Raw genomic sequence first — 13146 nt, forward strand, 5'->3', positions numbered from 1 at the left:
ATACATTAATGTAACCTGGTATATTTTGTATAAAATTAAGCTTTAATTTATAATATTATAAATATAAAAATAATTTACAGATTTAATTATTATTTTAAAAATGCTTAAAAATGATAATTAATTTACCATCTCTAAGCATTGATTTCATAAACTATAATTTAAAATAAATTATAGTTTAAATTTTCATATCTATTTTAATACTGTGCAACATCTATAAATTTAAATTCTTTTACATTAAATAAACCTTTATCTGTTATTTTTAAATTTGGTATTACTGGTAATGATAAAAATGATAATGTTAAAAATGGATTAAAATCTATATCTGGTGCAATTTTTTCTACTGCTTTATGTAAATTATTTAAATCCCTAACTACATCTTTGCTACTTCTTTTTGTTATTAATCCACCTATTTCTAATTGTATAGATGCTAATACCTTATTATTATGTACAACTATTATTCCTCCACCTATTTTCTCAAGTTCTTTAGTTGCAAATAATATATCCTCATCATTACACCCTGCTACAATCATATTATGAGAATCATGTGCTATAGTAGTAGCTATGGCTCCTTTTTGTATTTTTAATCCATTTATTATACCTAACCCAACATTCCCCATTCCTTTATGTCTTTCTATTACTGCTATCTTCAATAAATCCTTAGTTATATCACTTTCAAACTTTTCTTTATTTGTTAATTCACTTTTATTTATTTTCAAATGATTACTCTCTAATTTATTTGGTATAAGACCTATGACATTTATATAATTTTTATTTTTTAAATCTATGGAGAAACTTTTTAAATCTAAATATGGTAATTTAACACTATTATATTCATTAAAATTATAAGTTTTATTTTTTAAGTCCCAAACTATTTCATTATCCTTTAAAACAACTTTCCCATTTTTATATACCATATCGATTGAGAAATTATTTAAATCATTTAAAATTAAAAAATCTGCTATATATCCTGGTGCTATTGCCCCTTTATTTTTTAACTTATAACATTCAGCAGTATTTAAAGTAGCCATCTGTATAGCTGTTTCTGGCTTTAATCCATATTCTATAGCCATCCTTATAGAATGATCTATGCTTCCATTTTTTATCAAATCATCTATATGTTTATCATCTGTACACAAACATACTCTTCTAGAATTTGATATACTTGTTGCTTTTATTAACTCTTTTAGGTTTTTTGCAACTGTACCTTCTCTTATTAAAACATACATTCCTCTTCTAAGTCTTTCAATAACTTCTTTTGCATTATGACACTCATGATCCGTTGTTATACCTGCAGTACTATATGCATTTATCATATACTCATCAAATCCTGCACCATGACCATCTATTACTAAATTTCTCTCTTTTGCATCATATATTTTGTTAATCATTGAATCTTCACAATTAAATACAGCTGGACTATTCATAACTTCGGCCAAACCTAAAACATTATCTTTTTTATATAAAGGTAATAAATCTTCACTTTCTAAAATTGCCCCTGAACTTTCAAATCCCGTAGCAGGAACACAAGAAGATAACATAAAATAATAGTCTAATGGTAAATCATCACTCAATTCCATCATAAGCTCTATGCCCTTACATCCTAAAACATTTGCTATTTCATGGGGATCTGTAACCATCGATGTTATTCCATGCTTAATTGCAGCCTTGTAATATTCATTTGGAGTTGTTAATGACGACTCTATATGTGCATGTCCATCTATAAGTCCTGGACATATATATTTTCCAGTTCCATCTATTATTTCTTTTCCATCATATTCTCCAAGACCAACTATATACCCATCTCTAATCGCTACATCGCATATAAATGTATCATTTTGAAATACATCAACTACTGTTATATTCTTTATTACTAAATCACTTAACTCTTTATTTATTGAGCTTCTAATTTGTCCTTTTAATATTTCTTTTTTCATTATTCAATCCACCTTATAAAATATTTAACCTTCGTGGATATAAGACTATAAGTGAATTTTTTAAACTTATATACGGTTTCTAGTTCACTTTTAAAATTACTTAAAAATCTGAACAGACCAAAAAGTTATGCAAGCTTTCAGTTATTCAACAAACTTAATTTAAAGCTTGTAACACTATATACTTCTCAATTAATAATAAACTTAACCAAGTATATTCTGTCTTCATAGCTATACTATTTACGGTAGTATTGTAGAAACGTCTAATCCATATTATTAGACTTATACGAAGGTTATTGTTCCTATTATATTTAAAAGGATTTTTTATGTCAACAGAAAAGTTTTTTTAACATAAAAATAGATAGTAAATTGTATAAAAACTTACTATCTATTTTACAAACTAGCCTATTTTTTTAAATTTATTTTTGTTACTATATAAAGTAATTCCAGCACCTAATATTAAAAATATTACTCCTAGTTCAATTATATCTTTAGTACCATATTTTGAACCTGTTTGTGGTAAACTTTTATCATTATTATTTTTATTATTTGTACTACTTTTTTCTTTATTACTAGAGTCCTTATTTGGTTTTTCTTCAGGCTTAATCTCTGGTTTCCCATTAGGATTTTCTTTTGAATCATCCTTAGGATTTTCTAGTTCTGGTACAAAATCTTTTATATCATCCCATGTTATACTTCTTATGTTTTGACTTCTTCCATCTTCACTTGTAGGTATATTTACTTTTCCTTCATTAATAAGGCGAACTGCAGCCTCTCTTTTATCTGGATCAAAATTATAACCTGTAATCTTCCAATTATTATCTACATCAGGTTGTATTTTGCCACCTTTTTCATTTATTATATATTCTCTTATTAAATCCCTAACTGCACTAACTTCATCATCTGCTGTTTTGTGTATAACTTCTACATTATCATCTTTAAATAAATCGCCTAAAAGTCTAGTACTTGTTCTATAATCATTAGCTGTTAAGTAAATCACATCATTATCATTAACTTTACTTCCATCTTCATAAGTTAAATTTTCTATTCTTTGTCCAGTTGGCTTATATATATTAATGTCATAATTAACTCCAGCAAACATATCATATTCATATCCTCTCATTTCAGGATTAAAGGATACTGTTAAATCTCCATCTTTATATTGATTATAATAATTTGCTGACCATTCCATATATTTTTTAAGTTGAGTTCCATTAATCTTTAAAGTATATAATGTATTATCAAATTTATATATTTTAACTACATCACATTTTCTTATTGTTCCTTCATTAATATTAGCACTTGGACTAAATAATGCTGCTGAAGTAATATTCCTTGCTCCCTCTGGAATATGTTTCTTTGTGTAATATAACTGTGTATTTAGTATTAAATCCATAACTGCAGTATCTTGTATTTGTCCTTGAGTTATTCCCTTTATTTCATCTTGTGGAGCTAAATTTCCACCTGTTAAAGTTCCTATGATTTGAGTAGCTTCTTCTACTGCTTTATCATGGAAAGGTTTAAGTTTTTCATTTAATTCTTGATCAATAGGATAATCTTTTACATTTACAATATCAGATTGCTTATCAATTACACTATATTTGCCATCTTTATTTTTGCTTACTTTTAAGTTTATTTTTGAAACTTGTTCCCCTTGTTTACCTGGTTCTGTTATTAATACCCCATTTACAATATCTCCTGGTATTTTTGAATGTGCATGACCACATATTATAGCCGCTAATTCCGGACAAGCATTTGCTAAATCTGTTGCATTATCCCCATCAATATATTCTTTATTTTTACCCATATGAACTGTTGCAATTATTACGTCAGCTTCATTGTTAGATTTTATTTTATCTATTGCTTTTCTTGTTTCACTTACAGGATCAGTAACTTTATATCCTGGCAACTTAGGACCATCCCATTTTAGTATATTGGGTGTAGTCATACCTATGTTAGCAATCCTTACCCCATCTATTTCTTCAATTACATATGGCTGTCCTAATAAGCTTTCATCTGGTTTATAAACATTTCCACATAAAACCTTCATTTTTTCAGGCTTATTTACTGTTTTTTCTACAACTTTATCACCATAATTAAACTCATGATTTCCTAATGTCCAAGATGTATAACCAATCTCATCCATGGCGTATAGCATTGGATGTATATCATCATTTATAAATAAGTCTGACATATTATCTTGTACGGTGTCGCCTGCGTCTACTATTATTGTATTTGGATTTTCAGATTTAAGCTGTTTAAATAATGATGATATTTGAGTTAACCCACCTTTTTTTTGTTCTTCATTACTTGCATAATCATGAGACATAAACCATCCATGTAAATCAGATGTTCCTAAAACTTGAATTTCTTTAACCTCATTATTAGCAAATGCCTTCGTTGGAATACTTCCTAAAGTTAATGAAGTTACAATAGATAAAGCTACAACTGTTGCTATTTGCTTTTTTCCTTTTAATTTTTTAAACATAAGAATCCCCCATTATAATAGATTTATTAATTTATGTATCTAAAAGTGGATAATTAATCCTTATCTTATTAATTATCCACCTTTAACTTATTTTTAATTATACTTATGCAGCATCATTTTTATCTTTTTTCTTGCTTACTATCATTATAAATGCAGCTGAAGATACCAATATAAATCCTAGTATTAACATATCAGTATTTCCTCTTGCAGCACCTGTTTGAGGTAGCTTACCTTCTTTATTTTTATTATTTGAAGAAGGCTTAGTAGCTGGTTTTACTTGTGGTTTCACCTCTGGTTTTACTTCAGGTTTCACCTCAGGTTTTTCTTCAGGTTTTTCTTCAGGTTTTGGTCCTTGAACAAGATTATTTCCATAAGTATGTGATAATGTACCTTCTGTTTTGAATTTTTCTACTAAAGAATCTCTTAGTGGCACCATTGTATCTTTAACATTTATAGCTCCTGAAAAGTCATAATTATCTCCACCACCATAAATCATATCATTAGTTGCTAATGTGTAATATTTTTCCATTTCAACTGGTGTTCCATCTAATAAATCCATTGAAAGTATTCTATCTCCAAACTCTTTATTTGGATCATAATATACTTTTAAACCATAGAATTGACCCCAACCATAGTTAGCTGGTGCTATTCCATTTTCTATAACTTTTTTTAAATCTGAACCCTTTATTTCCATAGTTACAAGTGTATTATCAAAAGGTAATACTGTATACATGTCTCCCATAGTTAAAGTACCTTTTGATAATGGTGCTCTTATTCCTCCACCATTCATGACACAAATTTGAGTACCTGCAACTTCCGCTAAATTTTTACTTATAAATTCACCTAGTTCAGTTAATCCCTTACTTCTATCATGAGGTAAGTCTACTGTTAAATCTGCTATTTTTTCATCTAATAATGGTTTTAAATCTAACAAATAATTTTCTACCATATTTTTAGTTTCAGCATCTTCAACTAATGTATCTGCTCTTTCATATAAAACATCTACAGACGGTGCTATAGATTTTATAGTTTTATCTTCATTTAAACTTATCTCAAGTTTTGCTATTGCTCTACCATTATTCATACCTTGTACTATAGGTACATCATTTACTATTCCTGAAATTTTAGTATGTGAATGAGCTGATACTATAGCATCTAATCCTTCTACTGATGCTAAATTGGCAACTTCACCTGTTATACTTCCATCTTCAGATTGTTTTCCACCTATATGTGTTAGTGCTATAACAACATCTACTTTTTCTTCTTCTTTTAATTTTTTGCTTAATTGTGTAGCAATTTCTACTGGATCTTTAAATGTTAAACCTTGAATATTTTCAGCTTTAGTTGCAATTGCAGTATCTGGTGTTATAAGTCCTATAAATCCTATTTTAACACCATCAACTTCTTCTATAGCATATGGTTTCACCCATGAAACTGTATCATTAGTTGAATCATCATAAAGATTTGCTGCTAAAAAATTAAAATCTCCTTGTTCTTGCCAATTAGGTATCTTATCTCTTCCCCAGTCAAACTCATGATTTCCCAATGCAGAATATTTAAGACCTAATATTTTTATCATATCTGCCACCGGCTGTCCTTCTTTCAAGTTAGACATAGGACTACCTTGGAATAGGTCTCCACCACTTACTACTACAGTATTAGGATTTTCACTTTTAAACTTTTTTAATTCTCCTATTAATTTTGCTGCTCCAACATTTTTTCCTGATTCTTGTAATGCACCATGAAAATCATTGAAACTTAAAATATTGATAACCTTTTCACTTTCGCTAGCCAATACGTTTTCTGCATCAAATTGGAAAACAAGAGAAAACATCATTATAAATGCTAGCAAAAACGAACATTTTTTTAAACTTTCTTTTCCTTTCATAAGTATCCCCCTTAATGAAATGTTTTTGTAATAATTATACACTATTTAATTAAATATTGTAACACTTTTACGTATTTTAACTTATATTGTATATTATTTGTCGAAATTTGAAATATTTATATATTTTATTATATAATTTAAAAAGCTGCTTAAAATATATAACAAATATATTTTGAGCAGCTTTTTCAACATTTAATTATGATAATCTATAGCTTTAGAACTTTCAATCATTTCTTTTAACGGAGCTAAAACATGATTAACATGATATGGATGAGATTGATAAATATTCATATCCTCTAAGGAATTAAATTTTGTCACAAGTGCAACATCATAAGATCTTTCTGTATGTAATTCATCTACACCTACTTCTAAGTATTTTAGGCAATCTATTTTTCCATTCATACTTAAAAATATTTCTTTTGCTTTTTTTAAATTTTCGTCACTTGGATTTTTTAGTTTAAAAAATACTATATGTGTAAACATATAATCCCCCCTTATTTAGACATAATTAAATAAATAATAGGCCAGTATTCTCATATATTTGCCACGAATGCTTTGTCGATAAAGTCCAGATATAGCCCAACTATGACTGAAATTTACCTCCTTGTCTCGTTATAAATATCCTTCGAATTTTTGGTATCTTATTCTTTTTATATATCTCAAAACATTATTTTTTTAACATTTTAGCTGAAAGCATTGCCTTTGCTATTAACAATTTATCACTATTATAAATTGATATATCTACTTTTGAATAGTACCTTCCTACATCCACAACTTCTGCATATATATCTATAACCCTTCCCATTTGAACAGGTTTCATAAAATAAGATGAAAAACTATCTATTGCAATATTTGCGTTTACGTTATTTTGTCTTAAAGCCATAGTTCCCATAGTGGATAATAACATGTTTAATGCATTCCACGAAGCTGTTCCTATAGAATCTAGCATTTCTGGAATAATTTCACCCCAAAAATGAACTTTATCTTTACTTGTTGGCTCAAACTTAAAATTTTTTATTATTAAATCATCCATAGTTTCACCAACATGTGGCTGCCTAATTGCTATCTGCATAGCTTTTATTACATCCTCACGTGAAATAATTCCAACTAATTTATTTCTATTTACAACTGGACATAACTTTATACCTTCCCAAGCCATTATATGCGCAGCATAAGCAAGTGTAGTTGTTGGCATTACAACTATAGGCTTTTTTACCATGATTGTATCTATTACGTCGTCATCATTAGTATCATTGGGTATATCTGCTAATGTAACAATTCCTACCACCCTTGCTTCATTATCTATTACTGGATATCTTTCATGGCCAGTTTCTCTCACCAATTTTTTTAAAGTTTTTATAGTATCACCACTGCTAAGACAAGTAGGACTATTTCCCATAATATCTTCTACTAAAATTATATCCTTTTTTATATTATTTTCAAACAATGCCTTGTTTATCATACTTGCTACTGTAAAAGTATCATAAGTTGATGATATCAATGGCAGTCCATTTTTATTAGCTAATTCTTTTATTCTATCACTACACTCAAAACCTCCAGTTACTAAAACTGCACATTGTTTTTCTAAAGCAAGTTTTTGTGCAAGTTCTCTGTTTCCAACAATAAACAAACAATCTGCATCTATATATTTATGTATACTTTCAACTTCCATGGCACCTATTACAAATCGTTCTAACGTTCTTTCTAACCCAGCATTTCCACCTAAAATTGTGCCTTCAACAATAGCTACAACGTCTTTAAATGTTAGTTTATCTATATGTCTTTTTTCTAATTTTTCTACTCTCACCGTTCCAACCCTAGGTATTGTATTTACTATTCCTATGGTTTCACATTCTTTTATAGCTCTATATGCTGTTCCTTCACTAACACCTAAGCCATTACTTATTCCCCTTACAGAGATTTTAGTTCCTATATCTAATGAAAGTATAAATTTTATAATCTCTTCATGTTTTGACATTAACTACCATTCTTCCTTCCTAAGTTCTTCAGCTATTTTTTCAATTCTTCTTAATCTGTGATTTACACCAGACTTGCCTACAGGTGGATTAAGCATAGCACCTAACTCTTTTAATGACTCATCTGGATATTCTAATCTTAATTCTGCTATTTCCCTCAAGTTTTTAGCTAGTCTATTAAGGCCTATTTCCCTTTGAATAAGCTTTATACTTTCAATTTGTCTTACCGCTGCATTTACAGTTTTACTTAAATTAGCAGTTTCACAATTAACAAGTCTATTTACATTGTTTCTCATCTCTTTCATTATTCTTATATTTTCTAATTCTAAAAGAGAACTATGAGCACCTATTATATTTAATAAGTCTACAATTTGTTCCCCCTCTTTTATATATACAACGTAACTACTTTTTCTTTGTATAACTTTAGAAGATAATCCATATTCATTTATTAATTTGCTTAATTCATTAGCATAATCTAAATTATGAGTTACAAATTCTAAATGGTATGTTTTTTCTGGATTACTTATGCTACCCCCACCTAGAAATGCACCTCTTATATAAGCTCTTTTAGCATTAACATCTTCAACCATACTTTTAGAAATTGTATAATTCAGACTAAAAAAACTTTCTTCAGTAAGTATACCTACATCTAATAGTAACTGCTTTACGTTCATATCTTCTTTTATCATAACTATATAAACATTATTTTTCTTTAATGAATTACTTCTTTTTACTATGACTTGAGTGTGTATATCAAAATGCTCTTTTAACAACTTGAATATTAATCTAGCTATAGCAGGATTTTCAGTTATGATTTTAAAATTCAAGCTTCTATTAGCCCCTATACCTAATGTACCACTAGCTCTCATTATACCTGAAAGCTCTGCTATAGCTTCTTCTTTACTCAATTCTACATATCTACAAACTTCATTTTTTACCTTTAGTGAAAATGACATCTTTATTTTTTCTCCCTACTCTTTCTAGATTCTTTTAACATATGTGATAAATAAAAAAACTCTATGATTCTTTTATCATCATAAAATAAACTTTTTCTAAGTACTGTTTCTACTAACGTTGCTGCCAACTTATCTTCATTGTGTTTTATATGGCCCTTTTCATTTAATTTTATAAAATTTCCTTTTATATATTGAATTTTCATTTTTTTATTTTTTTTATTGTCTTGTTTTACTAAGTAATAATCATCATGAACACATCTGGATTTATCTTTTTCGCTTAGCTCTGCATCATTTACTATTGCATAATCTATAACTTTATCTGATGAGTGCTTATATATTGCTTTTATGTGATCTTCTACAGAATAATTATCACTTTCACCCATTTGAGTTAATATATTTGATATATATATTTTAAGTCCATTACTTTTTTCTATAGCTTCAGTAATTCCGTCAACTAAAAGATTAGGAATTATACTTGTATATAGACTACCTGGCCCCAAAACAACTGCATCAGCTTCTAATATAGCATCTATAGCCTCATCTATAGCTTTAGCTTTAGATGGTTCTATATACACCTTATTTATGCTTGTATTGTCTTTTATACACTCTTTAGGTATATTAGACTCCCCTTTTACAATCTTTCCATTTTTTAATTTAGCACATAAAGTTATATTATCTAAAGTTACAGGTACTACCCTTCCCTTTACTGCTAAAACCGAACACGTTTTCTTCACAGCTTCATTAAAATTATCTGATATTCCATGCATAGCTGCTAAAAATAGATTCCCAAAATTTTGATTTTCTAATGCTCCTTCTTTAAATCTGTACCTAAATAAATCCTCCATAACAGGTTGCGTATACGCCAATGCTGTTATGCAGTTTCTTATGTCTCCTGGTGGCAACATACCTAAATCTTTTCGCAATACTCCTGACCCACCACCATCATCTGCTACGGTAACTATAGCTGTTATGTTACTTGTATATTTTTTCAAACCAGTAAGTAGTGTAGATAGTCCTGTTCCTCCCCCTATAACTACTATTTTAGGACCATTAATAAGAACCTTTCTTTCATATAAAATTTCTGGAAGTGATTTACTTTCTATTCCATCATTTCCTATGTCCAAACTTCCTAAGGACAACATTTTTGCCCCATATCTTGTTAGTCCATAATAAAATACTGCTGATCCTACTAATCCTACAAATAAGAACATAAAATCAACGTTTTTATCTCTTATTGAATCTACTAATTTCAAACCTCCAAATGCACATAAACAAGAGCCTAATATAATATAAAACACCCATCTTTTAATCCCTAAACCTGGCCTAAGCCAGTACTTGAGCCTCATAGCTTTCCAGCTCCTCTACTAACATCTTCATTTATGTCTCTATGGTCTATAGTAACAGTATACCCACTATTTTCTAAAACCTCATAAATTTTATTTGCTATTGCTACAGATCTATGTCTTCCACCAGTACAGCCAATTGCTATTATAAGCTGTCTTTTACCCTCTTTTTTATAATTTGGTAAAAGAAAATGTAACATATCACTTAACTTATCGATAAATATTTTCGTTTCATCTTTACTTAATACATAATCCCTAACTGGAATATCTTTACCTGAATATGGCTTAAGTTCTGCAATATAATATGGATTTGGTAAAAATCTAACGTCAAAAACTAAATCTGCATCTACAGGAATTCCATATTTAAAACCAAAAGATAGCACATTTACAAAAAGTTTTGTTTCTATTTGTCCCTGCTCTCCTAATATAGTTATTATTTCTTCATTTAATTCTTTATTACTAAGTTTAGTTGTATCTATTATATAATTAGCCTTTTCTCTAACTTCTTTTAGTTTTTTCTTCTCTATAGTTATACCATTTAATATTCTTCCCTCTGGTGCTAAAGGATGTTTTCTTCTAGATTCCTTATATCTTTTAACTAAAACTTCATCTGTAGCCTCTAGAAATAGCATTTCATAATCATTATAACCATGTTCTTTAAGAACCTTTAGACTTGCAAATAAGTCATCGAAAAATTTTCTTCCTCTTATATCTACTACTACAGCTATTTTATCTATTTTTCCTTCTGTTTGATAACATGCCTCTGCAAATTTAGGAATTAATGTAGGAGGTAAATTATCTACACAAAAATATCCTAAATCTTCAAGACTTCTCATAGCTTGAGTTTTTCCTGCCCCTGACATTCCAGTAACTATAACAAATCTCATACTAAACCATCCTTTTTATATTTAAATTTTTTTAAATTATATCACTAAATAGTAAACTAATCTTCTATTTTAATTTATTTCTGATTTTATTAAATTTCTATTCTTAATTTTTTAACTAATATACTATAATATTTCTTAATAAAAAAATCAATAAATATTTATAGTAATATTCTTATAACCTCTTTAACTATATTTATATAATCATACATTATAATATTATAACATATTTAATTTAAGAAAATAAAATCCATTATAGTAATACCTATATCCTTTTAAGCATATTTATTCCATTATTAAATAATAAAGTAGCTTCTATAAATTCTCCATAGTTTACTTGTAAAATACTTCCTATTTCTTTAATTTTTTTAATGAATTTCAAAAAAATAATTATATTATATATCACGTTAAAGTGTTGATTTTTAGCTATTAAAAGTAAAAGTTAATAAAGTTTTAATAATTTGTAATATTATTGAAAATTTTTATTTTAATAGTAAAATCTATAACAGAGGAATAAACAAAATTTTCAAAAAACAACGAGGGGGTTATATTATGAATTATGCAGTTAGATCAGAAATACTAAACTTAAATGTCTATAAAGCAGGTAAGCCTATAGATGAAGTAAAAAGAGAATTAGGTTTAAATGAAGTTATAAAATTAGCATCTAATGAAAATCCATTAGGTTGTTCTGAAAAAGTTAAAGCTGTTTTAAAAAATATGATAGATGAAGCTAATATGTATCCAGATGCTTCTAACTATGAATTAAAATATAATATAGCTAAAAAAAATAATGTTCATTTTGATCAAATTTTCTGTAGTACAGGTTCAGATTCACTTATAAAAGTTATTTGTAATACTTTCTTAAATTCTGGTGATGAATCTATAATGGGTGAAGTAACTTTTTCAAGATACATTGATTCCACTAAACTTATGGGTGGAAAAGTTATTCAAATTCCAATGAAGAATCACGGTTTAGATTTAGATGCCATGGTTAATGCAATTACTGAAAAAACAAAAATTATTTGGTTATGTAATCCTAATAATCCTACAGGCACAATATTTACTAAGTCTGAACTTGAAAATATTCTTAAAAAAATACCTTCACACGTAATAGTAGTTATGGATGAAGCTTATATAGAATATGTAACTGATGATGATTATCCTGATTCTTTAAGTTTATTACCATCATATCCAAATATGATAATTCTTAGAACATTTTCTAAAGCTTATGGCTTAGCAGCATTAAGATGTGGTTATGGTATTGCAAGCAAAGAACTTGGTGGATATTTCAATAGAGTTATTGGACCTTTTGATGTAAACTTATTTGCACAAAAAGCAGCTGTTACCGCATTAGAGGACCAAGATTTTATAAAATTAGTTCATAGTACTAATAAAGATTGTAAAGAATACTTATATAAAGAACTTGAAAATCTAGGTTTAGAATATATTAAAAGTAATACAAACTTTATAATGTTTGATACTAAAAAAGATGATATAAATTTATTTAATGAGTTACTTAAACGTGGTGTTATAATAAGACCTGGAAGTTTCTTAGGAATGCCTGGTTGGATAAGACTAAGTATAGGTACTAAAGAACAAAATATAGTATTTATAAATGCATTAAAGGAAGTTTTAAGTTTATAAAAAAAGCAACTGCATTAGCAGTTGCTTTTAATTTAT

Annotated in this window: 9 protein-coding genes and 1 riboswitch; of the genes, 1 reads left to right on the forward strand and 8 read right to left on the reverse strand. The window is 28.0% G+C overall.

Annotated features, from left to right (window positions below; translation table 11 throughout):
* Positions 1 to 194 precede the first annotated feature (194 nt).
* The 8 genes from ade to rapZ all read right to left on the reverse strand — a co-directional run bounded on the left by ade (position 195) and on the right by rapZ (position 11469).
* The gene (gene ade / locus KQI36_RS07100) at positions 195 to 1934 is read right to left on the reverse strand and encodes an adenine deaminase (protein ID WP_216450329.1); all 1740 of its coding nucleotides are present in this window, start codon (positions 1932 to 1934) and stop codon (positions 195 to 197) included.
* Positions 1935 to 2139: 205 nt separating this feature from the next.
* A riboswitch (purine riboswitch) is annotated at positions 2140 to 2241 on the reverse strand.
* A gap of 90 nt (positions 2242 to 2331) precedes the next feature.
* Positions 2332 to 4419 carry a 5'-nucleotidase C-terminal domain-containing protein gene (locus tag KQI36_RS07105; RefSeq protein WP_216450330.1) on the reverse strand — a complete coding sequence of 696 codons (2088 nt, stop codon included), beginning with the start codon at positions 4417 to 4419 and terminating at the stop codon, positions 2332 to 2334.
* Positions 4420 to 4522: 103 nt separating this feature from the next.
* A complete protein-coding gene (locus tag KQI36_RS07110; RefSeq protein ID WP_216450331.1) occupies positions 4523 to 6307 on the reverse strand; it encodes a 5'-nucleotidase C-terminal domain-containing protein in 1785 nt (594 codons plus the stop codon).
* Between the two features lie 192 nt (positions 6308 to 6499).
* Complete coding sequence (locus KQI36_RS07115) at positions 6500 to 6790, reverse strand: Dabb family protein (protein WP_010294695.1); 291 nt, start codon at positions 6788 to 6790, stop codon at positions 6500 to 6502.
* A 184-nt stretch (positions 6791 to 6974) separates the two neighbouring features.
* Positions 6975 to 8285 (reverse strand): DRTGG domain-containing protein, encoded by a 1311-nt coding sequence (locus KQI36_RS07120; RefSeq protein ID WP_216450333.1) that lies wholly within the window; start codon positions 8283 to 8285, stop codon positions 6975 to 6977.
* Between the two features lie 3 nt (positions 8286 to 8288).
* Entirely contained in the window at positions 8289 to 9239 is a 951-nt protein-coding gene (gene whiA, locus KQI36_RS07125) for a DNA-binding protein WhiA (RefSeq protein ID WP_010294699.1), read from the reverse strand.
* Between the two features lie 2 nt (positions 9240 to 9241).
* Entirely contained in the window at positions 9242 to 10585 is a 1344-nt protein-coding gene (locus KQI36_RS07130; RefSeq protein WP_010294700.1) for a gluconeogenesis factor YvcK family protein, read from the reverse strand.
* Positions 10582 to 11469, reverse strand: coding sequence for an RNase adapter RapZ (gene rapZ, locus KQI36_RS07135; protein ID WP_010294701.1), 888 nt, complete (start codon positions 11467 to 11469; stop codon positions 10582 to 10584). Before rapZ ends, KQI36_RS07130 begins: the two co-directional genes overlap by 4 nt.
* A 549-nt stretch (positions 11470 to 12018) precedes the next feature.
* On the opposite strand from rapZ, the gene hisC reads away from it, so the two are divergent.
* Positions 12019 to 13110, forward strand: coding sequence for a histidinol-phosphate transaminase (gene hisC / locus KQI36_RS07140; protein ID WP_010294702.1), 1092 nt, complete (start codon positions 12019 to 12021; stop codon positions 13108 to 13110).
* The last annotated feature ends 36 nt before the right edge of the window (positions 13111 to 13146 follow it).

The sequence above is a fragment of the Clostridium senegalense genome (assembly GCF_018916625.1).
Lineage (GTDB): Bacteria > Bacillota > Clostridia > Clostridiales > Clostridiaceae > Clostridium_J > Clostridium_J senegalense.

Excerpts from the sequence above, each read along its gene's own strand:
- ade (WP_216450329.1), bottom strand. The coding sequence starts at position 1,934 with ATGAAAAAAGAAATATTAAAAGGACAAATTAGAAGCTCAATAAATAAA.
- KQI36_RS07105 (WP_216450330.1), bottom strand. The coding sequence starts at position 4,419 with ATGTTTAAAAAATTAAAAGGAAAAAAGCAAATAGCAACAGTTGTAGCT.
- KQI36_RS07110 (WP_216450331.1), bottom strand. The coding sequence starts at position 6,307 with ATGAAAGGAAAAGAAAGTTTAAAAAAATGTTCGTTTTTGCTAGCATTT.
- KQI36_RS07115 (WP_010294695.1), bottom strand. The coding sequence starts at position 6,790 with ATGTTTACACATATAGTATTTTTTAAACTAAAAAATCCAAGTGACGAA.
- KQI36_RS07120 (WP_216450333.1), bottom strand. The coding sequence starts at position 8,285 with ATGTCAAAACATGAAGAGATTATAAAATTTATACTTTCATTAGATATA.
- whiA (WP_010294699.1), bottom strand. The coding sequence starts at position 9,239 with ATGTCATTTTCACTAAAGGTAAAAAATGAAGTTTGTAGATATGTAGAA.
- KQI36_RS07130 (WP_010294700.1), bottom strand. The coding sequence starts at position 10,585 with ATGAGGCTCAAGTACTGGCTTAGGCCAGGTTTAGGGATTAAAAGATGG.
- rapZ (WP_010294701.1), bottom strand. The coding sequence starts at position 11,469 with ATGAGATTTGTTATAGTTACTGGAATGTCAGGGGCAGGAAAAACTCAA.
- hisC (WP_010294702.1), top strand. The coding sequence starts at position 12,019 with ATGAATTATGCAGTTAGATCAGAAATACTAAACTTAAATGTCTATAAA.